The organism is Streptomyces tropicalis (genome assembly GCF_029269835.1).
Lineage (GTDB): Bacteria > Actinomycetota > Actinomycetes > Streptomycetales > Streptomycetaceae > Streptomyces > Streptomyces tropicalis.
In genome coordinates, this window is record NZ_JARJBB010000007.1 from 219897 (window position 1) to 240521 (window position 20625).

The following is a 20625-nucleotide window of genomic DNA, read 5'->3' on the forward strand; positions in this document are numbered from 1 at the left end:
GCGAGGAGACGTCGCGGTACAGCAGCGAAGTGCAGCAACCCCAGCAGCCGGCAGCCGCAGCCGCAGCCGCAGCCGCAGCCGCAGCCAGCAGCATCGTCCAGCATGGCCGTCGCGGCGGCCTGCATGACCTCCGACGACCGATCTCCACTGAGCCGACCGGGTTCCGATCGTCCGGGCTGTCGCCGTCAGCGGTCGAGTGCCTGGAAGCCGTAGCCGAATTCCGGAAAACCCTGCGTGGGGTCGTGGTCGCACTCCCAACTGTCGGTCATGGCTGAGAAGCGGGTCGAGCGTGGATCGGTTGTGGGCGACAGCATGATCCGCTCGTCACGCATGACGTCTTTCGAGCAGGTACGGTGCGTCGTCGGCGTGAGCCGGTACAGCGTGAAGAGGTCGCCCGAGAAGGTGGCGCGGCCGGTGAAGTCGTTGCAGCCCAGGTTGCCGGTGACCGTCCCGTCGCGGTGGAAGACGAAGTAGACGGCCCTGCCGGCCGCAAGCGGGTGGATCGTGTCCGCCACGCCCAGGTGGTCCACCTGCCAGCGCCTGCCGAAGAGACCTTTGGGCCACAGGAGTTTCAGGGCAAGATAGTCGCCCCGCGAATTCTTGAGGTCGATGGTGAGATCGTCGACTCGCCGTGTGATCGTCAGCCGCCCGCTGAAGATCGTGCGGAATTCCTCCTCGAAGGCACGATTCTTCGCCGCACACCGGATCCCGGCCGTCGGCTGCGCCACCGGAGCGCCGAGGGTGAGCGTGCCGGCGGTGACATGGGTGGTCCGGCGGAACGAGGTGCAGCCGTAACTGCCCGCGACCGTGCCGTCATGGCCGAAGTCGACCCAGGCGCCGGCATGTGCAGGGGCAGCGGTGGTCCGTCCGCCGACGGTGATCCACTGTCCCAGCCAGCGCGCCCCTACCAGCAGACCGCCGGCTCCGCCCGGCCCCTTCGGAGGGGACCAGGCCGTGGCCGGCCCGGCGTGCCCCGATTCTCGACCATCGGTCCCCATGCGCGGGGCGCCGCACGCCGCAAGGGTGATCACGGCTGCAAGCAGGTGGCCGACCACGGCTCCCGTCCGGCGACTGTCCACGCCTGGTCAGACGCCGGAGAGCATGTCCCGGTTCCGCATTTCGGATCGGCGACGACCTGAGTCTCACGCTCGGCTTCTGTGCATCCCCGAGCGAGGGGATGCGGGCAGGGAGGGCGCGGTGGCAGCGTCGAAGGCTTCTGACATCCAGCGCTGACATCGACGGCACCCTACGGCGGCGTACGCCGGCGTCTCCATCGGGCTGCCCCACCAGACGACAGCAGCAGCCGGAACGGGCCCGGATCGAACTCCTCAAGCGGGTGTCGCAGGTTCGAATCCTGCCGGGGGCACAGAGAGAGGGGCCGGCTCAGGAGGGTCTTCCTCCCCGGCTGGCCCTTCGTCGTTCCAGGCTCCGTGCCACACGCGTGCCCGTCCACCCGGCGTCCTCTCCCGAGGAGCCGGAGACCGCTCCCCCACCGCCCCGGATCATGGCCCCGAGCCGACCGCGATGGCCCGATCACGGTCGCTGGTCATGTGCTGATAGATCAGCGCGGCGCGCGAAGGGATTGCCGCCAGACGTCCTGCCAGGCGTGGAAGGGGGTGTCTCCAAGATGCTGCGCGCGTCCCTCACGAAGTCCCGATAGGCCAACTGAACCCTGCCCTGCACGTCATGAAGCTGACTGCTCGTCTCTGACACGTCACCTCCGGACGCTTGAGCCTCGCCCCACGCCTGGAGGGATTTCAGTGTCTGCGAGAAGAGGACGGCAATCCTCCCGGCACTTTGCGAGGCAAAGTGAGGCCCAGCCACCGCGACTCGAACCCGAGCACTGCCAAAGGCATCCATCGCGTCCTTGAGTGCCGCCACGTAATCTTCGTAGCCTTCGGTCCGTGGCCCCTGTAGGGCGTCCTCCACGGCTGTCGCGGCCGCCGCAAAACGGTCATACGCGATGAGGAAGTTCTCATAGGCCTGCTGACGCTGCTGACGCAACCACTGCCCATGCTCCACGCGTTCGCGGTCTCGCGTTTGCTGACGTGTCGCCAAATAGGTGAAGCACGCGGTGCCCAGTGTGCCCACTACGCCAACAGCCGCGCCGAGCACCGCAGCCAAGCCTTGATCCACGGCTCCATGCTGCCGGACAGCGCGTAGCCCGACAACGGGCACGCGCGTGTCGAACCTGTGCCGAAGTCCGCTTGAGCGTCGGCCAACCGGTCCTTCACGCCGTCTTGACGACTCCGCAGACCTGCACCGGGGACACGGTGCGAGGCGCCACGTCAGGCGCGGCCGAGCCCGGCTGTGGCGAGCAGAGGTGCGGTGATGGCATGCTCGGCGGGATCGTGCTCGGTGTCGGCCGCCTCCTCCAAGGTCTCGGCAGACGCTCTCCTCGACTGAATCGACCACAAGTCCCAGCCTGGTGGGCGTCCGGCACGTTCGGTCACACTGGAAGCGGCACCGGTTCGTCTTCCCCAGCCGAAGCCTTGGCGGCCCTGCCGCCGGAGCTGCTCGTCCGGATCGGCGGACGGCGCCGCCTTCCCGGCCCTGGGCCGCCATCGGCCCGGCTGGGAAGGGGGCCGCGGCGCGAAGTCCGCGGTGGTCGGAATCCCGCAGCATCCGCTCACGCAGGTGGCGAGGTCGATGACCGGATCGGCGGCGACGCGCTCGTATGTCGCCCCGGGCATGGACTCGTACAGGGCCACGGCATCGGCCTTGAACTCGTATGTCGCCGGGGAGAGCGCTGGGCAGTACCCCTGCCCTGCAGGAAGTGCTCCCCGATTTGATGTCGTCCTGGTCCGGTTGCGCTGAGCGAGGAGGTGTCGGGACGCTGGGGTGGACAGCACCCCGTGGGAGGCGAAGTGGCTCCGATTCCTGGCACCCCGTCGTTCGACGGTCTGGGCCGGCGGCGTTTCCTCGGCCTGTGCGCCGGGGTAAGCCTCGGTGCCGCCGCCTGCAGCTCAGCGCCCGTCCGGCCGCACGCCGCGGACACGCACGCCGGGCGGCTCCGTCCGGAGACGGAACGCGGCGCCCAGGGTGACGCCGACTGGCGGCTGACCGCCACCGGTCCGGCCGACGCCGTCACCGGCTACGCCGACCGGGTGAGTGTTCGGCCGGGGGAGGAGCTCGCCCTGCACGTGTCCACCAGCGCCGCGTCCTTCCGGGTCTGCGCGTTCAGGGTCGGCTGGTACGGCGGACGGCAGGCCCGCCGGGTCTGGACCTCCGACTCCGTACCCGGCCGCGTCCAGAGCGCGCCGCAGGTGCTGCCCGCCACCCGCACCGTGCGCGCCGCTTGGCCGGCGACTCTGTCCGTCGACACTGGCGGCTGGCCCGAGGGTGCCTATCTGCTGCGGCTGGAGACGGACGGCGGTCACCAGCGGTACGTCCCGCTGATCGTCCGCTCCGCCGAGAGCCTGGGCCGTACCGTCCTGATGCACGCCCCTGCCACCTGGCAGGCCTACAACTGCTGGGGCGGCAGCAGCCTCTACAGCGGCGCGTCCGGAGCGTATGCCACGCGCTCCCTCGCGGTCAGCTTCGACCGCCCCTACGACGGTAGCGGTGCCGACAAGTTCCTGGTGTACGAGCGGGCGCTGGTGGTGCTGGCCGAGCGACTCGGCGTTCCGCTGGCATACACCACAGGCGTCGACGTGCACCGGAACCCCGACGTGCTGCGGGGAGCACACACCGTCGTGTGCCTCGGGCACGACGAGTACTGGACACCGGAGCAACGCGCCCATGTCACCGCCGCCCGGGACGCGGGCACGAACGTGGCCTTCCTCGGCGCCAACACGTGCTTCCGCCGCATCCGGCTGGAGACCGGCGAGCGGGCGGAACAGCGCACCGTCGTCTGCTACAAGACGTCCTACCGGTCCGACCCGTACTACGGCTCCGACCCAGCCCTGGTCACCAGCGACTACCGCCAGGCGCCTGCGCCGGACCCCGAGTCCTCCCTCACCGGGGTGCTGTACGAGGGCTATCCGGTCGACGCGCCCTATGTCATCCACGCGGCCGACCACTGGCTCTACGAGGGCACCGGTGTGCGCTCCGGCGACGGCTTCCCGCACCTCGTCGGCGTCGAGTACGACCGGGTCACCCCGGGGATGCCGACCCCGGGCCAGATGGAGATCACCTCGCACTCCCCCCTGGTGTGCGACGGCCGGCCGAGCCACAGCGACTCGGCCTACTACGTTTCGGCGAGCGGGGCCGGCGTCTTCGCGAGCGGCACTATGCGCTGGGTGGAGGCCCTGACGGCCGCAACAGGCGAATTCGGCCGCGACCACGGCATGGACGCCGGCGCCCGCACCTTCGTGACCCGTACCACGGAGAACCTCCTGCGCACGTTCGCGCAGGGCCCCGCGGTCCGGCACGCCCCGCCACCGCGCGCGAACGTGAGCGCGGTGTACGAGGCCTGACGGCACAGCGTGGAGGTGCCACCGGTCGCTTTGGAGGTCTCCACGAGAGTGCCACGCGCCTGCGGGAGGCCAGGGCCTCCCAGCACCACCCCACGGGCTCCGGCGACGCGCCTCCGCCTGCCCCGGCGGTAGCTGCCCCCTTGCCCTTCCTGGGTCACACCCTGGCCGATTCCGTGGTATCAGCGATATCATCGCTACCATGTCTGGACCCAAGGCAATGAGTCTTCGTTTCCCCGATCCGGCCCAGCGTGCGGCGATCGAGGCCGCTGCGCGGCAGGAGGGCGTCAGCCTGCAGGAGTACATCCTGTCGGCTGCCTATGCCCGTGCCACTGCCGTGGAGAAGCGCTTCCTCGACGCGTTCGGCGAGTCGATGGCCTGCAGCGGCGAGGCGTTCTCCGAGGAGGCCGGCGCAGCCGATCCCAGCCGGGACCAGCGCGCAGCAGAGCTGCAGGCGCGGCGCGAGCTCGAGGAGCAGCGGGAGCGGGGTCACGCCGCGTGACCCGGAACGACCCGCTCCAGCCTCTTGAGGTGACCTTCCTCCTGCACGCGGCCGAGTTGCTGCCCGGCGACCCCCAGGTGGACGACTTCGGCCCGCTCTACGCGGCGGTGGCCCGGGTCAATGCCCGGGCGATGGAGCACGACATCTACGGCTCCCTGCACCTCAGGGCGGCAGCCCTGCTCCAGACGCTGGCGAGGCTGCCGTGTCTGGAGCACTCCAACGAGGCTTATGCCTGGCACTCGACGGTGGCGTATCTGGCTCTGAACGGGTGTCGGCTCGACTGTCCGCCGAAGGAAGCGGTGGCTCTGGCGCGGGATGCGGCCTCCGGGGCGGCGGGAGTGGGCCTGATCGGCCGACAGCTGCATGCATGGACGGCTGCCTGACCCGCCGTCGCGGCACAGTCCGGGGCGGTGTGGCCTGCCGGCGCACCGCCGTGCTCGGCAGCGTGTACGCGGGCGTCGACGCGCTCGCCAACCTGCACGCCAACCGCGCCCGTCTGCTGCGCGGCGCCGCCTCCTACTACGCGGGCGGACTGCGCGCCGTCACCGCGCCCCCGCGCTGCGGCACTCAACCAGAGCGCGCCACGCGGTGGCGGAGGTAGACGACTCCCGAGCTGAAGGTGCGGGCCTCCACGAGTTCGAGAGCCACCCGGCGCCCTCGCCGGGGGAAGAACGGAATGCCACCGCCAACCAGCACCGGGTAGACCCTGGCCCGGTACTCGTCGATCAGATCCAACGCGGCCGCCTCGGCGGCGAGGGTGGCGCCGCCGATCGCGATGTCGCCCTCCCCCGGCTCGGCTCGCAACCGCTCGATCTCCTCCGCCAGGCCGCCGGAGGCCGGGCGGGCGTTACCCTGCACCGTCGACAGCGTGGTGGAGAACACCACCTTGGGGAGCGACTTCCAGATCGCGGCGAACTCGAGCGTGGAGAAGTCGAGCGATGGATTCTGGTCGACGGTCTCCCAGTACAGCATCGTCTCGTACAGCCGTCGTCCCAACAGGTGGCAGCCGGCGTCTCGAATCTCGTCGGTGGCGAGGCGAAAGACCTCCTCGTCGGGCACCGTCCAGTCGAAGTCACCGGCCGGCCCGACGATGTAGCCGTCAAGTGAAACGCCCATCGAATAGGTCACCCTGCGCATCAGAAGTCCTCCTCGGCAACGGGCTCGACCGTACGACCGCCGGCGCGGCAGGAGCCATCGCGGCTCGCGGGATCCGCTGGACCGAGTCGCCTCACGAGGTCGTTCCGTTGAGAGAACCTCAAGGGCAGGGGGTTGCTCCCGGGCCGCCTCGGTTTCGGCCTGTGCTCGTCGACGATCACTCGTGCAGTGCAGGACGCAGGCAGCCATACCAGGGCGGCAGCCATCGGCTCACGCCAGTCCGCTCATGTCACCCGGTCGTCTTCGCCCGGCTTCTCGCCGTACGGCCGGGGCCACACCCCGGTCTCGGCCCGCTCGGCTGCCCGGCACCGGCACCGGCACCGGCACCGGCACCGGCAGGCCATGCCCGGGGAAGATCAACTCCGAGGAGCCGATGCCGGGGCGTAGCGCGGGACGGTTCAGGCGCCGGCAGCCGTGACCACGGCGTCCGTGGCGAAGCCGAGCAGGAGGCCGAGCAGGACGCACCAGGTGGTGAGTGTCTTGAGTCCCGTTTTGCGGGCGACGGCCAGCAGTTCGATGACCACGTAGAGGATCGACCCGGCGGCGAGGCCGAGGAAGGCGATCGACAGGGTGTCGTTGACCAGGTACTGGCCGAGGAGCGTGCCGAGGAAGGTGGGACCGCCGCCGATCAGGCCGAGCCACAGCAGCGTCAGCCAGGAGGGGCGCTCGCCTTCGGCGGCGAGAGGGGCGACGATCCCGAAGCCCTCGGTGGCGTTGTGCAGGCCGAAGCCGATGATCAACAGAACGGCGAGGGACAGTTCACCCTGGGCGGCGGAATTGCCGATGGCCAGTCCCTCGGCGAAGTTGTGCAGGCCAATGCCCGTGGCGATCATCAGCGCGAGTGAGCCTGCCTGGCTGCGCGTCTTCGGCGCCAGTTCGGTGGTCGCGGCGGCACCAGGGCCCGCGGGCCGTGCGGCTGCGGCCCGGCGGCGCCGACCGATCCAACCGTCGTAGTGCACGAGTCCGGCCAGGCCGACCGTCAGGCCCACAGCCAGGGTGATACCTCCAGAGGCGACGGTTCCCCACGTGTGGGTGCCCAGAGCCTCGTCGATCGGCTCCCAGGCGTGCGTCAGCACGTCCCACACGAGGAAGGTCAGGATCCCGACGGCGACAGCGTTCAGGGCCGCCCTGATGCGGGGCGCGGGCGTGCGCAGGCGGCCTATGGGGAGGCCGAGGTAGATGGTGAAACCCGCAAGGGCACCGAGCAGGGCGATGTTCACGCTGGGCATGGGGACTCCGGTCTGACGTGCAGGGATGCGCACAGAACCTAAAACAGGGAAGGCTTACCTAACAAGTCACGCCGGGCGGGATCACGGAAGCTTGGTCAAGTCATTGCCCGGCGGGCCGGTGCGCCCGCTTGCACCCCCGCCCGACCGCCGGGGGGCCACAGGGGCCGCATCCCGGCCCGTCCACCGTTCCACCGGCCGGCCGCCCAGGTCCCCCACCGGACACAGCGACGCCTCGAGGTGTCGCTGAGCTCGATGCTGCACATCTCACACGCGTCCACCGCCGACTCAGGCGTCGAGGAGAGCGTCCGTGGGTCCCGGGCGACCGGCCCGACGCCGGGTTCGCGGGCGTGGCGTGCGGTGCGAGGCCGATCGGCTGCCCCATCGCCCGCTGCACCTGTACCGCCGCGACCGGGTGAACGGCGCGCGCTCGCGGAGTTGACGGGCTCCCACTCGACACCCTTTGACACCCTTTGAGGTCATCCGGCTCGGTAGGCAATTGGTAAAGGAAGGGTTTCGATTCCTTCCGCTCCGCACTGCGGGAGAACGTCAACCCTTTCGGGTCGGCGCAACCTGGTGAAGCACACACTGGCTCGGGAGCCAATCCGGACGACGAGGGAGCCTGATCATGGCCGATGTCGACGTACTCGTGGTGGGCGCGGGCCCGGTGGGCCTGACGGCGGCGGCCGAGCTGCGCCGGCACGGCGTGGACTGCCGCATCGTCGACCGGCTGGCCGTCCCGAAACCCTATGCCAAGGCCGTCGGCGTCCTGCCCCGCACGCTGGAGGTGTGGGACGCCATGGGCCTGGTCCGCGGGGCGCTGGACGACGCGGTGCCGCACCGGGGCCAGCTGGTCTTCATCGACGGCAAGCCGCGTCCCCGGGTCGAGCTGACTCTGCCGCCCGAGATCCCCTACCCCTTCGCCACACTGCCCCAGTGCGCGACCGAGCGACTGCTCGCCGAGCATCTTGCGCGCTTCGGGACGGAGGTGGAGCGGCCGACCGAGCTCCGCTCGGTGGAGATGCGCCCGGACGAGGTCGAGGCCGTCCTCGCGCACGCCGACGGCCGGACCGAGCGTCTGCACGCCCGCTACGTCGTGGGCTGCGACGGCGCGCACAGCCTGGTCCGCAAGGCGGCCGGGCTGACCTTCGAGGGCGACGCCTTCCCCGAGCAGTACATGATCGGCGACGTCGAGGTCGACTGGGAACTGCCCGCCGGCTACAGCATGCGGGCCGTGAACCTGGACGCGAACGGTGCGATGGACGACATGCTCGTCTGCATTCCGATGCCGGGCGTTCGGCGGTACTGGCTGTCGATGCTGCGCCCCCGCGCCCGAGCCGGAGGCGACGACGGCTCGAGCGCGGGGGACGGCGTCCTCGACCTGGGCGATGGCCAGGGACCGGACCTCGGCCAGATCCAGGCCGTGCTCGACCGGCTGTCCCCGGAGCCGACGACCGCCTCCACGCTGCGCTGGTCGTCCACCTTCCGGGCCAGCCACCGCATGGTGGACCGCTACCGGAACGGCCGCCTCTTCGTCGCCGGGGACGCCGCGCACATCCACCCGCCGATCGGCGGGCAAGGTCTGAACACCGGCGTGCAGGACGCCTTCAACCTCGCCTGGAAGCTGGCCCTGACCGTCCGGGGTCTGGCCACGGACGACGTGCTGGAGAGCTATCACGCCGAACGCCACCCGGTGGCGCAGGAGGTGGTCGACCGCACCGTCCGCCATGCCCGCACCGTCCGCCATGGCCGCTCCGGTCTCAGCGGCAGCGGGGACGACGCAGGGATGCTGCTGCGGCGTCAGGCCCAGCTGCTGGTCGCCTACCCGGACAGCCCGTTGATCCAGTCGCAGGCGGCGGACGCCACACCCGCGGACGGTCCCGCCCCCGGTGAGCGGGCACCGGACTGCCGCGGCCTGCTGAGCGACCTCGCCACCTACCCGCGGCGGCTGTTCGACCTGCTGCGCACCCCGCGGCACGTGCTGCTGCTGTTCGCGGGCCCGGAGCACGCCTCGGACGACGGCGCCGCCCGGCTCGAGGCCTGCGCCGCCGAGGCGTATCGCGCCGCCCACGGCCTCCTCGACGCCTATCTGGTCACCGCCGCAGAGGTACCGGAGGGCGCCCGCCCGGTCGGCCGGCGTCCGCCGCGGGTGCGCGACGCGGCGGGCGAGTTCCGCGACGCCTATGCGCCGCGTGACGGAGAGGCCCTCCTGATCCGCCCGGACGGCTACCTCTCCGGACGCTTCCACCCGGCCGTACCGGAACGCCTGACGGCGCATCTGCGCCGGACCTTCGCCTGACTCCCGCTGCCACGGGCGGAGCGCCACCGGGCGGTCCTGCGGACGCGCCCCCGAAGACGTGCTCCGCGCGGATGCCGCCCACAGAGCGAGGAGGTAGGGAGCGCTGCTCCCTGCCGGCTCCCTGCTGATGGGCAGGGAGCCCGCCGCCGGGCCTCGTACATCCGCGCGGCGGTTGCGGTCGGGCGCCCTCACCACGACGGGTAGTCGACTTTCCAGAACCGGTAGGTCGCGTGGCGTCGGCCCTCCTCGCTGCTCCCGTCCATGTTCGGCGGCGGGCAGTAGCCCGAGACGAGCAGCGTTCTGTGGTTCGGGGAGAAGGAAGCGGCGCACACAGCAGGAGGCCTGGGCTTCGTCTCGGACGGACAGGTCGCTGGGAAGGCAAGGGGAAGTAGGGCCCGGATCCGGTGGGCGGCGAGATCCCAGAACAGGAGCCGCGCGTCCTGCAGGACCGCCGCCACCCGGCCGTCGTCGGCCACCGGCTGGATCGGGCTTCGCCGGGTGCTGACGGTCTTGTCGGCGATGACGCCGCTGAGCACCGGGTGCGGCTGCCCGGGAGCCGCATCGGCGCTCGGCAGCGGGCTGGTGCGACGGTGGTCCAGCAGCAGTACGTGGCTGAACGAGCCGTAGAGGATACGGTCATGGCCGACCAGGGCGTTGCCCGTGCGCGGGAAGTACACCTGCCGCTCCATGCGCAGCGTGCCGGCGTTCCAGATGCTCGCGCAGGAGTCGAACGCTGCGATCAGCTCACCGCCGGCAAAGGCCAGATCACGGGCGCCGGAACAGTCGTAGGTGCCCGCCAGCCAGCGAGGCCCGCTGCTGCCGCGCACGTCGTAGACGCCGATCGAGTCCGTCTGCGCAGCGACCAGTCGACCGCCGCGGTCGATGGCGAGCCGGTCCGGCTTGATCAGGCCGGCGCCCAGGGAGGTGACCGTCCGCACGGCACGCCGCACGACGGGGGCGGACGGATGGGCCGTGTCCATGACGGCGAGTTCACTCCCGGCGCTGACGGCCGCGAGCCACCTGCCGTCGGGGTCGAAGGCGAGCGTCACCACACGGCCGCTGAGGCCGCCGAGCCGGTGCGGAGCAGACCGCCCGGACGAGAGATACACATTCCCGGGCCTCTGCCCAGTCGGTGAAGCGCCGCCGGGCCGTTTCTCGGTGAGCACCCGCCCGCGGGAGACGGCGCGGCCCGCCGTTGTCCGGCGGGACCGCTACTGCGAGGGGGACGGCGCCGGTCAGTATGCGGAGTTGACGTTGTCGATGGAGCCGTAGCGGTGGGCTGCGTAGTTGGCGGCAGCGGTGATGTTGGCCACCGGGTCGGTGACGCTCTGAGCGGTACCGGCGACGTGGTAGGCGTGGAAGGTCGGGTCGATCACCTGCAGGAGGCCCTTGGAGGGGATGCCCTTCTGCGCGTTGACGTCCCAGTCGTTCTCGGCGTTGGGGTTGCCGCTGGACTCACGCATGATGTTGCGGTGCAGGCCCTCGTAGCTGCCGGGGATGCCCTTCGCCTTCATGATGGCCAGGGACTGCCTGATCCAGCCGTCGAGGTTCCCCGACGCAGCCCCCGCACCCGTAGCGCCGGTGGAGTCGGTGTGGCCGGCGCGGGCGGGAGCGGTGACGCGGTGAGCGCTCTGCGGGGCCTCGGCGGCCTGCGCGGAGGCCGGCGTCAGCGTCAGGACGGCGGCCGCGGCACCGGTGGTGGCCACAGCGCTCAGCGCAAGGGCACGCAGGCGGGAAGAACGGCGGATGGCAGGGATCGCAGTCATGAAAAAGGCACTCTCCTGTGAGACGTCTTCAAGGTCGCCGGCCGATGCCGGTCACGGCCCGTAGGGCGTCGGGGCGAGGCCCCGCGCTGCACAGGAGGGCATCGGGCACGAGCCGGGCGCTGCACACCCGGCCGGCCTCGTGGCTCCCGGCAACGACGGACATGGTTAGCCGCGGCCGGAAACCCACGCAAGAATGTGACGTACTACCCACATACGGAGAAATGCCCGAAAACTGCACCATTGGTGGCTTTCGGGCTGTTCACGGCGAAACCCACCTACGATGCACGATAGGACGTGACCCACGCCCTATGAGCGGCATCACGCACCCACCCCGATTCCCCGGCCGCGTGTCTCATCGAGCGCTTCGATCGGGGATCGACGGAAGGACCTTCTCGGCGACGCCGAGGAGCGCGCTGTCGTCCGGGAGGGCACCGGACTCGCTCCACACGGTGAGGTCGTAGTAGCCGCCCCCGTCCTTCCCGTCGAGGGCCACGGACAGGGTCCTGGCCAGGGGACCTTCTTCGACCGGCCCGCCGGTCCCGCCGCCCCCGAGACTGATCTTGAACTTCATGGTGTGGTCCGAGGAGAAGACCGCACTCCGGCCGAGAACCGTGAGCGTCCTGACGTCCTTCTCACTCCCGAACTTCATCAGCTTGACGTACTGAGCGATCGACAACCCGTTGTACGTGGCCGAGAAATGCACGGTGTACGTGTCGAACGAGACCTCGGCTTCCGGCTGGGCGACCTTCTCATCCGTCAACGGAGCGGTGTTGCTGGTACCGGAAGCCGTGGTTGCCCTCTCCCCCGGAGTTCCGAGGAGCTGCGCCAGGTCGGGACGGTTGAGGGCCTTGCACAGTTCGTCACCGGTCACGGCCCGCGGCTCCTTCCTGTAGGCCTTCGGCATCTCCTCGTGCTCCCCGTCCGTACACGAAGCGGGCCGGGGTGCGGTGTAGTCGGACGGCAGCACACGCGGCGCCGCCCACAGAGCGATCGCAAGCGCCCCGAACACGGCCACGGCCGCGGCGGCCTGGCCCCACGCGTTGGGCTCCTTCTCCGGAGCGTCCGGAGCACCACGCCGCCCGGTACCGACTTGAGGCTGGGTCTGGAGTTGGGGCTGGGCCTGGGGCTGGGGCTGGGCCTGGGGCTGGGGCTGGGGCTGGGGCTGGGCCTGGGGCTGGGGCTGGGCCTGGGGCTGGGCGGCAGGTTCCACCACTTCCCCGTCCGCGGTGGCCGCCGGGCCCGGGTTCCGGCGTGCGCGCAGGGCCCGGATCACCATGTGAACGCGTATCGCGGTGAACACGAGGAACACCACGCCCAGGCCGGCCGCCACCCAGTCGTGATCCTGGACCGCGAGATACATGATGCGTGCACCGAGAACGGACCCGACCGCGATGAGCAGGGGCTCGCGCACCCAGAACGGCAGGAGACGGAGAAGGAAACCGAGCATCCGGCGATCTCACCAGGACAAGATCACCTTTGCCGTGATGGAGGCCACAGTTCCGGGAACGTCTGGATAACGGGCCTCTGCGGGGCTTGTTCCTCCGAGCTCATCGCACGATCGCGGGGGCTTTTCCGGAGGACGGCCGGACGGAATCGGCTATCCACCAGCGCGTGCTGTGAGCAGCGGCTGGAAGAAGCCCGTCTCCTGCGGCATCAGCCACCGGGGGTCCACGAATCCCGCGTCGCTCACGAGGCCTGTCAGTCTGTCCCGGCCGAGCGCCCAGCAGACGGTCCGGCGAACCTCGACACGCCATTCCCCGCCGGGCGACGGCAGGAGTTGGAAGTGCTCCATGTCGTAGTGCTCGCCGTCCTCGTGCCAGTGCCAGAGCTGGAAGGTGACGGTCCGTTCTCCCCCGTCCGCGGGCTGGTGGACTTGCGGAGGTGCCGAAGGGGGACGGTGATGCAGCACGTCGTCGTAGGGGCGCGTGCTGACCATCAGCCGGCCCGCGGGGCGCAGCACACGGCGCATCTCCGTCAGGGCCGCGCGGACATCCTGCTCCGTCAGAAGGTGGGGCAGGGAGTTGTCGGCGCAGACGACAGCGTCGAACCGGGCGTCGGGAAACGGGAGACGTCGCATGTCGGCGGCGGCCGTGTGCAGCGTCGCGTTCCGCCGGGCAGCCTCCTGCGCGGCGCGCTTCGCCGCACGGGGGCTGAGGTCCGTCCCCGTGACACGGTGTCCGCGCAGGGCCAGGCCGATGGCCTGTGTGCCGATGCCGCAGGAGCAGTCGAGTACCGCCGCGCCGTCGCGGCCGATCAGGGCGTCCAGCGCGCGCCCCTGCCGGCGCAGGCTCGCGTCCCAGTCCGGATAGATCAGATGGTAGGCGTCGGCCAGTTCGTCGTAGAAGTGCGCCACCGAGGTCTCGGACATGCCGCCCATCCTCCCAGGGCTCGGCGCTGTCCGGCGGAAAAGTGGCCGGCGGCCGGGCGGTCGGCCGGATCCGCCTGGACGGGCGCGGGCGCACGTGATCGGGTGGCGCGCATGAGTTCCCTGATCCGTCATGTCACCGTCGACTCCGTCGATCCCCATGGTCTTGCGGTCTTCTGGGCCCGGGTCCTGGACGGCGCTCTCGCTGCCGACGACCTTCCGGGGGATCCGGAAGCCACCGTCACGTCCGCCGGTGCCACCTTGCTGTTCGTCAGGGTCGACGACCGAAGGACGGTGAAGAACCGAGTGCATCTGGACGTACAGCCTCAGGACCGCACCCGGGACGAGGAGGTCGAACGGCTCCTCTCGCTCGGAGCCACGTTGCGGCGCGACCACCGCAGGCCCGACGGGACGGGGTGGGTGACGCTGCGCGACCCCGAGGGCAACGAGTTCTGCGTGGAACGCAGCGCGGCGGAGCGGGCCGGCGGGTGAGTCCGGCCGTCCATCAGTCCGTCACTCCGTCCGTCGCTCCGGCTGTCAGCCCGTCCATCAGCCCTCTGATCGACGCGGTACTCCCCGGAGTTCATACCGGGGAGTCCCCCTTGCGGCGGTCCTGCGACAGGTGGTCCGCGCCTGCCCGCGTCCTGTCAGCGCCGGGTGACCGAGCGGATCCAGGCGAGTTGCTGTGCGATCTCTCCCGCCTCGGCGACACTCTGCCGGTCGGAGCCGTCGAAGACGCCGAGGAGTGCTTCCGTACCGTGCGGGGCGATGCTCATCACCGGGCCGCCGGAGTCGCCGCCGGCGGGAATCCCGGACACGGTCTCCATGCAGAAGTCAGATCCGCCCGGTGCGGTGAAGCCGTCGCATCGCGGGTCGTCCGGTCGTACGACCCGCAGGTCCGCCTGCTTGAGCACCGGAGACTGGCACCTGTTCTCGTCTCCGGTGCAGGTGGCGCCCCACCCGTACTGCCGCACCGGCTCGCCCTGATGGACATGGGCCGTCGCCAGGCGCGCCGGGCGGATCCTCATCGGCGGGACCTTCACGAGCATCATGTCGGCGTGCGCGCTTCCCACGCGGCCGCCCGGCACCGGACGCACCACAGTGCCCTTGCGTACGTCGAGATCGCCCACCCGGAACGAGATCCGCTGGTCGGCGATCGGCTGCGCCTGCTCGTAGAAGCAGTGCGAGGCGCTGAGAATCCACCGGCGTGAGACCGCCGTTGCGGTGCACACCGGTCTGCCGTCGACCAGCACGCGCACCGCCCACGGAGCGTAGACGCTCCTCGACCCGCCGATGACCGCGCCCGCCGGGGCGGACGACATCACCGAGGCCGCCACCAGAAAGAGGACGCTCAGCAGCAGCACCCGCATGCGACGCACCATCCGGAACAGATCCTCTCACTCGGGGCTGATGCCCTACCGGACAGTGAGACGGCCTGACGGGTCGACACGTTGCGAAGTTTCCGGATGAGAGGGGACGGGGCGGCGTCCCGGCGACACGGGCGGGCGTCAGAGGCCGGGGGCAGCGGACGCCGGGACGGCGTCGTGCGGGCTGAAGGTGCGGCGGTAGGCGGCGGGTGAGACGCCGAAGGCGGTTCTCATGTGCGCACGCAGGGAGTTCGCCGAGCCGAAGCCGGACCGGTGGGCGACGAGGTCGATCGACAGGTCGGTGGTCTCCAGCAGTTGTCTGGCCAGTTCCAGGCGCTGTGCGGTGAGCCACTGCACCGGGGTCATGCCGACCTCGTCGCGGAAGCGGCGGGTGAAGGAGCGCAGGCTCATCCGGGCGTGCTCGGCCAGCCGGGCCAGCGACAGCGGCTCGCCCAGGTGCTCCAGGGCCCAGGCGCGGGTGGCCGTGGTGGTGGCGACGGTGGGCTCGGGGACCGGACGGTCGATGTACTGGGCCTGGCCGCCGTCCCGCCAGGGCGGGACCACGCACATCCGCGCGGCGCGGTTGGCGGCGGCCGCACCGTGGTCGCGCCGGATCATGTGCAGGCACAGATCCACCCCCGCCGCCACACCTGCGGAGGTCAGCACGTCGCCGTCGTCGACGAAGAGGACGTCCTCGTCGACCTTCACCCGCGGATAGGCCCGGCGGAACTCCGGGGCCAGATTCCAGTGGGTCGTGGCCGGCCGGCCGTCGAGCAGTCCGGCCGCGGCGAGTACGTAGGAGCCCGTGCAGATCGACACCAGCCGGGTACCGGGCCGGATCCCGGCGATGGCCGCGGTGACCTCAGGCGGCAGTGGCCCGCCGCGACCCAGCTCGGGCATGGCGTGCGTGGGCGGAAGGATCACCGTGTCCGCGACGGCCAAAGCCTCCGGGCCCGCCGCGGGCTGCACCGTGAAACCGGCGTCGCTGAGCACCGGGGCGCCGTCCGCGGTGCACACGGTCACCTCGTACAGCGGGTGGCCCCCGGCGTCCTCCACGCTGCCGAAGACGCGTGAGGGGATGCCCAGCTCTAAGGGCGGGACGCCGGGCAGGGCGAGCACGGCGATCCGGTGACGGCGCGGCGCACCCTGCGCCGTGTCCCGCTCACCGGCCGCGTTCCGCGTGCCTGCTGTGACTGCCGGGGCGTCCATGGCTCCGGTGGCTGCTGTGGTGTCCGTGGCTGCTGTGGCCGACTGCCGCGCCCTACCCATGGCCAGATCCTGTCACATAGTGGCCGACCGGCCAACACCACTACGGGCCGCGTTGGCCGATCGTGGACTGAGTCGCCGCCGGAAGACCTTGCGGCGCGGAACCGGACCAGACGGAAAAGAACGAGGCAGGACAGCATGCGCGCGGTGGTCGTGGAGAAGTGGGGCGGGCCCGAGAACCTGGTCGAACGGGACGTCGAGCGCCCGGAACCGGGGCTGGGCGAGGTCCTGGTCCGGGTGCACGCGGCCGGCGTGAACCCGGTGGACTGGAAGACCCGCGCGAGCGGGGGCCTCATCGCCTGGGGCGACGTGCCCGCGGTCGGCTGGGACGTCTCCGGCACCGTAGAGGCCGTCGGCCCGGGAGTGGGGCTGTTCCGCCCCGGCGACGAGGTCTACGGCATGCCGCTCTTCCCCCGTCAGGCCGGCGCCTACGCCGAGTACGTCGTCGCCCCCGCCCGGCACCTCGCTCCCAAGCCGGCCGGCCTCACGCACGTCCAGGCCGCGGCCCTGCCGCTCGCCGCGCTGACCGCCTGGCAGGCCTTGGTCGACACCGCCGACGTCCAGCCCGGCGAGCGCGTCCTGATCCATGCGGCCGCCGGAGGCGTCGGCCACCTCGCCGTGCAGATCGCCAAGGCCCGCGGCGCCCATGTCATCGGCACCGCCAGCGCCGCCAAGCACGACCTCGTCCGGCAGCTCGGCGCCGACGAGGTGATCGACTACCGCACCGTCCGCTTCGAGGACGTGGTGGGCGACATCGACGTCGTCCTCGACGGGCTCGGCGGAGAGACCGCCCGGCGCTCCGTGAGCGTCCTGCGCGACGGCGGCCGCCTCGTCACCCTGCCAGGACCCGACGACGTCCCCGCCACCCCCGAGGGACAGCGAGCCGTGTGGGTCCTCGTCGAGCCCGACCACCACGGCCTCCGCGAGATCACCGAGCTCGTCGAGCAGGGCGCACTCAAGCCGGTCGTCGACACCGTCCTGCCGCTGCACGAAGCCGCCACGGCACACGGGATCGGCGAACAGGGCCGCACCACCGGCAAGATCGTCCTCACCGTCGGCTGACACGCAGCCCGAAGGACAGGGCCGCCGTCCCCGGGCCGAGGGCAGCCGACCCCCGGCCCGCAGGCGGCACACAGCAGGCACCGCACGACCCACCCGGCGGCGCGGCACCGCACCCCGGAGACAGGGCCACTCCCACCAGCCACGACGGGCACGCGGGGGTGGAGGCGGAGGTGGGGCTCGAAGCCAGGGTCCACCAGGACCCGGCCGGGCACGTCAGTGGACTGGACGCCTTCGCACAAGCCGGGGCGGCAGACGTCCTGGCCCGACAGCCTCGACGACTGGCTCGAGACGTGCCACCGGGCCGGGCGGACGAAGCCGACCGCGATCCTCTTCAAGTACGGCGCGGGGGACGGGACGCCCTGCACCGCGACCTGTTCGGAGACCTGGTCCTCCCCCTCCGGGCGGTCGTCCGGCTCAGCGATCCCCGACGGGAGCGCACCGCACCGCACCGCACCGGCGGCGAGTTCCTCCTGCTCGAACAGCGGCCGCGAGCGCAGTCACGCGGGTCGGCCTTCCTGGTCCCGCAGGGGCACGGCTACGCGTTCACCACGCAGGACCGCCCGGTGCGCTCCCGGCGCGGCTGGTCGGCGGCGCCCGTCCGGCACGGCGTCTCCGCCGTACGCTCCGGCGAGCGGTACCCCCGGCCCTCGTCGTCCACGACGCCCCCCTGACCGATCGGCGCCGACAGCGGGGATCACAGCACGGTGCAGGTCGACGCCCCGCTGCCGGCGGGAATCGTCGGAGCGCGCCGAATCGATCGCTGCACGAAGCGGCCGGCAGCCGCGGACGAGCCCGAGGGCCGACGCCGGGCCCCCGGCAGCCGGCGCCCCGGCAGCCGCGCACACACCGGAAATGCGCCAACACGGGCCGATTGCTTGGACCCTGGCCGAGCCGAATGGGATTCTTCGGACATGACGACGGGGCGGCGCAGTCAGGCGGAGCGGGACGCGATCACGGTCGAGATCGGCTACGCGCTGGTCAGTGCGGGCTTCCTCGGCGCCGTCGTGTTCGGGGTCGTCGCCGGTCCCGCGTACGTCTGGGACCTTCCGCCCACCGTCGAGAAGGTGACGCCGATGGTGGCGGCCCCGGTGGCCGGGATCCTCGCGGTGGCCCGCGTCGTCCAGGTCCTGTGGCGGCACGGGGAGAGGTCCCGCCGGGGCTGATCGGCGGCGTGGTAGCGTCGCCGCGGCGGTGCGCAGGTGCCTGCCCCGGACGAGATGTGCGCCGTACCCGGCCCGCCAAGACGACGCACTCGAGGAGACGCCGTGGGCCCGGGCACGCCCCTCATCGACTTCGCCGGACCGGTCCCCCGGCCCCGCGGGCTGGACGTCCGCTGGATCCACGGATCGCCGTCGGCCAAGCACAACACCGACCCCGACATCCAGGTCCACGCGTACGACGACCACACGTACATCCTGCGGCAGAACATGGCGATCGACTACGAGGCGCCGTTCCTGTTCCTGCTGTTCGGGAACGACCGCGCGGTGCTGATCGACACCGGCGCCACCGCGTCCGCCGCGTTCTTCCCACTGCGCCGCGTGGTCGACGAACTGGTCGACGGCTGGCTCGCCCGCCATCCCCGGGACGGGTACCGGCTGCTCGTGCTGCACACCCACCCCCACCGTGACCACGTCGCGGGCGACGGCCAGTTCGCCGGCCGGCCCGGGACCACGGTCGTCGGCGCGGACCTCGCCACCGCCCGGAGGTATTTCGGGTTCGGCGAGGATCCCGGCTCCGTGGCCCGGGTCGATCTGGGGGGCCGTGTACTCGAGGTCCTGGCCACTCCGGGCCATCACGCCGCCGCGGTCACATACCACGACCCGTGGACCGGGTTCCTGCTCACCGGCGACACCGTCTACCCCGGGCGGCTCTACATCGAGGACTGGCCGGCCTTCACGCGCTCCCTCGACCGGCTCATCGAGTTCTGCGACCGGCGGCGGGTCACCCACGTCCTGGGCTGCCACATCGAGATGACCCGGCAGCCGGGCGTGGACTACCCGATCCGCACCACCCACCAGCCCGACGAGCCCCCGCTGCAGCTGGCCGCCGGCCACCTCCGTGAGATCCGCGCGGCGATCGAGGACAACGGGAACCGTCCCGGACGGCTCGTCCTCCCCCTCTTCATCCTCTGCCCCGGCGCATAGGGAGAGGACGGAGCGAGGGGAGTCCGGGTCCCGCTCAGTCGCTCCCCCGCTGGCTCCGGATCCTTGCCGCCACACTGCTCTGTTCCGTCTCCCACCAGGGTCGTACCCGGTCGGCGGACGGAGCGGGGCCCTGGGCGTGGTCCGCGGCCGGTCGGGGGGCGGCGGCGAGTTCGGCGTCCAGACGGCGGTCCAGCGCCGCGTTCTGGACACGCTCGGCGCGCGCCCACTGGAACAGCAGCGCCAGCAGGAACGGCAGCGCGACCAGTTCGGCGATGCCCACCATCGCGCCGCCGCCGAGCTGCTGGTCGCGCTGGACGTCCGGCGACCAGGGCGGGGCGTGGTGCAGATACCAGGCGCCCGCGATCAGCGTGCCGTGGGTCATCACGACCACGCCGGGCACCGCATCGACGATGCCGTCCAGGAAGACCAGGGCCGCCCTCACCGGATGGGTGCACCAGGCCGGGAGCGCCTCCTCGTGCGTCAGCACGGGTACGACGACCAGGCAGCCCGCCACCAGCAGGTGCAGGTACATGAGCTCGTGCAGCCATCCGACGCGCAGGGCGGTGGCGAAGTACGGCGTGAAGTAGACCGTCAGCTCGGTGGCCAGCACCAGGGCCGTGCTGACCAGCGGAAACGTCAGCGTCCGCAGCACTCGTCCCGTCATCGCGGCCCGCAGGCGGCGTGCTCCCCGCTCCGGCAGCGCCCCGACGGCCAGCCGCAGCGGATCGCCGAGCGCCAGGCCCAGGGGCGCGACGAGGTCGAGCAGGATGTTCTGCACGGCGGCCGGCCAGAACAGCACACGGTCGTAGACGGCCAGTCCGGACATCGTCGCCGCGACCACGCCGCCGAGACCGAGCACCACGAAGGCGGCGATCCGCGCGGGCGGCCAGGCCGTGCCGCGCCCCCGCAGCCGGACCACGCCCCAGGCGTACAGCGCGCCCAGGACGGCGACGAGCAGCAACGCGGGTACGTCCGGCTGCCACGAGGACAGCAGTCGCCCGGTGGTCAGTTCCGCGAGCTGTCCGGCCGACTGATCGGTCATCGTGTAACCAATCATG

Annotated in this window: 20 protein-coding genes, 2 pseudogenes and 1 riboswitch; of the genes and pseudogenes, 10 read left to right on the plus strand and 12 right to left on the minus strand. The window is 71.5% G+C overall.

The annotated features are described in order from the left end of the window. Window positions 1–185: 185 nt before the first annotated feature. The 3 genes from P3H78_RS16530 to P3H78_RS16540 all read right to left on the minus strand — a co-directional run bounded on the left by P3H78_RS16530 (window position 186) and on the right by P3H78_RS16540 (window position 2711). Window positions 186–1055 carry an META domain-containing protein gene (locus P3H78_RS16530; RefSeq protein WP_276109746.1) on the minus strand — a complete coding sequence of 290 codons (870 nt, stop codon included), beginning with the start codon at window positions 1053–1055 and terminating at the stop codon, window positions 186–188. A 478-nt stretch (window positions 1056–1533) separates the two neighbouring features. Next, window positions 1534–2136, minus strand: coding sequence for a hypothetical protein (locus P3H78_RS16535; protein ID WP_276109747.1), 603 nt, complete (start codon window positions 2134–2136; stop codon window positions 1534–1536). Window positions 2137–2288: 152 nt separating this feature from the next. Then, complete coding sequence (locus tag P3H78_RS16540; protein ID WP_276109748.1) at window positions 2289–2711, minus strand: hypothetical protein; 423 nt, start codon at window positions 2709–2711, stop codon at window positions 2289–2291. 156 nt (window positions 2712–2867) lie between these two features. Between P3H78_RS16540 and P3H78_RS16545 the strand changes: the two genes are divergently transcribed. From P3H78_RS16545 to P3H78_RS16560, 4 genes and pseudogenes are all read left to right on the plus strand, one after another. After that, the gene (locus P3H78_RS16545) at window positions 2868–4418 is read left to right on the plus strand and encodes a N,N-dimethylformamidase beta subunit family domain-containing protein (protein ID WP_276109749.1); all 1551 of its coding nucleotides are present in this window, start codon (window positions 2868–2870) and stop codon (window positions 4416–4418) included. A gap of 199 nt (window positions 4419–4617) precedes the next feature. After that, window positions 4618–4917: a type II toxin -antitoxin system TacA 1-like antitoxin gene (locus P3H78_RS16550; RefSeq protein WP_276109750.1), complete on the plus strand. Its 300-nt coding sequence runs from the start codon at window positions 4618–4620 to the stop codon at window positions 4915–4917. Then, a complete protein-coding gene (locus P3H78_RS16555) occupies window positions 4914–5300 on the plus strand; it encodes a fic family toxin-antitoxin system, toxin component (protein ID WP_276109751.1) in 387 nt (128 codons plus the stop codon). The genes P3H78_RS16550 and P3H78_RS16555 overlap by 4 nt, the downstream gene beginning before the upstream one ends. Before the next feature lie 41 nt (window positions 5301–5341). Next, window positions 5342–5464: pseudogene (locus P3H78_RS16560) on the plus strand (diacylglycerol kinase family lipid kinase); the annotation flags it as partial. A gap of 20 nt (window positions 5465–5484) precedes the next feature. Here P3H78_RS16560 and P3H78_RS16565 read toward each other — a convergent pair. Both P3H78_RS16565 and P3H78_RS16570 read right to left on the minus strand, forming a co-directional pair. Beyond that, window positions 5485–6054, minus strand: coding sequence for a dihydrofolate reductase family protein (locus P3H78_RS16565; RefSeq protein WP_276109752.1), 570 nt, complete (start codon window positions 6052–6054; stop codon window positions 5485–5487). A 416-nt stretch (window positions 6055–6470) separates the two neighbouring features. Next, window positions 6471–7301 (minus strand): ZIP family metal transporter, encoded by an 831-nt coding sequence (locus tag P3H78_RS16570; protein ID WP_276109753.1) that lies wholly within the window; start codon window positions 7299–7301, stop codon window positions 6471–6473. 625 nt (window positions 7302–7926) lie between these two features. Here P3H78_RS16570 and P3H78_RS16575 point away from each other — a divergent pair. Then, entirely contained in the window at window positions 7927–9597 is a 1671-nt protein-coding gene (locus tag P3H78_RS16575) for an FAD-dependent monooxygenase (RefSeq protein ID WP_276109754.1), read from the plus strand. 188 nt (window positions 9598–9785) lie between these two features. Here the strand turns inward: P3H78_RS16575 and P3H78_RS16580 are convergent, their stop codons facing one another. The 4 genes from P3H78_RS16580 to P3H78_RS16595 form a co-directional block, all read right to left on the minus strand. Next, on the minus strand, window positions 9786–10706 hold the full coding sequence (locus P3H78_RS16580; RefSeq protein WP_276109755.1) for a WD40 repeat domain-containing protein: 921 nt from the start codon (window positions 10704–10706) through the stop codon (window positions 9786–9788). A 126-nt stretch (window positions 10707–10832) separates the two neighbouring features. Beyond that, entirely contained in the window at window positions 10833–11363 is a 531-nt protein-coding gene (locus P3H78_RS16585; protein ID WP_276109756.1) for a transglycosylase SLT domain-containing protein, read from the minus strand. 352 nt (window positions 11364–11715) lie between these two features. Further along, window positions 11716–12810, minus strand: coding sequence for a DUF6215 domain-containing protein (locus P3H78_RS16590; protein WP_276109757.1), 1095 nt, complete (start codon window positions 12808–12810; stop codon window positions 11716–11718). 150 nt (window positions 12811–12960) lie between these two features. Next, window positions 12961–13731, minus strand: coding sequence for a class I SAM-dependent methyltransferase (locus P3H78_RS16595; protein ID WP_276109758.1), 771 nt, complete (start codon window positions 13729–13731; stop codon window positions 12961–12963). Window positions 13732–13842: 111 nt separating this feature from the next. On the opposite strand from P3H78_RS16595, the gene P3H78_RS16600 reads away from it, so the two are divergent. After that, a complete protein-coding gene (locus tag P3H78_RS16600; protein WP_276109759.1) occupies window positions 13843–14220 on the plus strand; it encodes a VOC family protein in 378 nt (125 codons plus the stop codon). Between the two features lie 155 nt (window positions 14221–14375). On the opposite strand, the gene P3H78_RS16605 is transcribed toward P3H78_RS16600, so the two are convergent. Both P3H78_RS16605 and P3H78_RS16610 read right to left on the minus strand, forming a co-directional pair. Then, entirely contained in the window at window positions 14376–15110 is a 735-nt protein-coding gene (locus tag P3H78_RS16605; protein ID WP_276109760.1) for a S1 family peptidase, read from the minus strand. A gap of 126 nt (window positions 15111–15236) precedes the next feature. After that, entirely contained in the window at window positions 15237–16304 is a 1068-nt protein-coding gene (locus tag P3H78_RS16610) for a GlxA family transcriptional regulator (RefSeq protein WP_276109761.1), read from the minus strand. Window positions 16305–16499: 195 nt separating this feature from the next. Here P3H78_RS16610 and P3H78_RS16615 point away from each other — a divergent pair, with 195 nt between their 5' ends. From P3H78_RS16615 to P3H78_RS16630, 4 genes and pseudogenes are all read left to right on the plus strand, one after another. Then, the gene (locus P3H78_RS16615) at window positions 16500–17423 is read left to right on the plus strand and encodes an NADP-dependent oxidoreductase (protein WP_276109762.1); all 924 of its coding nucleotides are present in this window, start codon (window positions 16500–16502) and stop codon (window positions 17421–17423) included. Window positions 17424–17639: 216 nt separating this feature from the next. After that, window positions 17640–18094 (plus strand): annotated as a pseudogene (locus P3H78_RS16620) (2OG-Fe(II) oxygenase). A 240-nt stretch (window positions 18095–18334) separates the two neighbouring features. Continuing rightward, window positions 18335–18586 carry a DUF6332 family protein gene (locus P3H78_RS16625; protein WP_276109763.1) on the plus strand — a complete coding sequence of 84 codons (252 nt, stop codon included), beginning with the start codon at window positions 18335–18337 and terminating at the stop codon, window positions 18584–18586. 27 nt (window positions 18587–18613) lie between these two features. After that, window positions 18614–18676, plus strand: a riboswitch (guanidine-III (ykkC-III) riboswitch). A 12-nt stretch (window positions 18677–18688) separates the two neighbouring features. Continuing rightward, window positions 18689–19567 carry an MBL fold metallo-hydrolase gene (locus P3H78_RS16630; protein ID WP_276109764.1) on the plus strand — a complete coding sequence of 293 codons (879 nt, stop codon included), beginning with the start codon at window positions 18689–18691 and terminating at the stop codon, window positions 19565–19567. Between the two features lie 34 nt (window positions 19568–19601). On the opposite strand, the gene P3H78_RS16635 is transcribed toward P3H78_RS16630, so the two are convergent. Beyond that, complete coding sequence (locus P3H78_RS16635) at window positions 19602–20624, minus strand: cytochrome c oxidase assembly protein (protein WP_276109765.1); 1023 nt, start codon at window positions 20622–20624, stop codon at window positions 19602–19604. Between the last annotated feature and the right edge of the window lies 1 nt (window position 20625).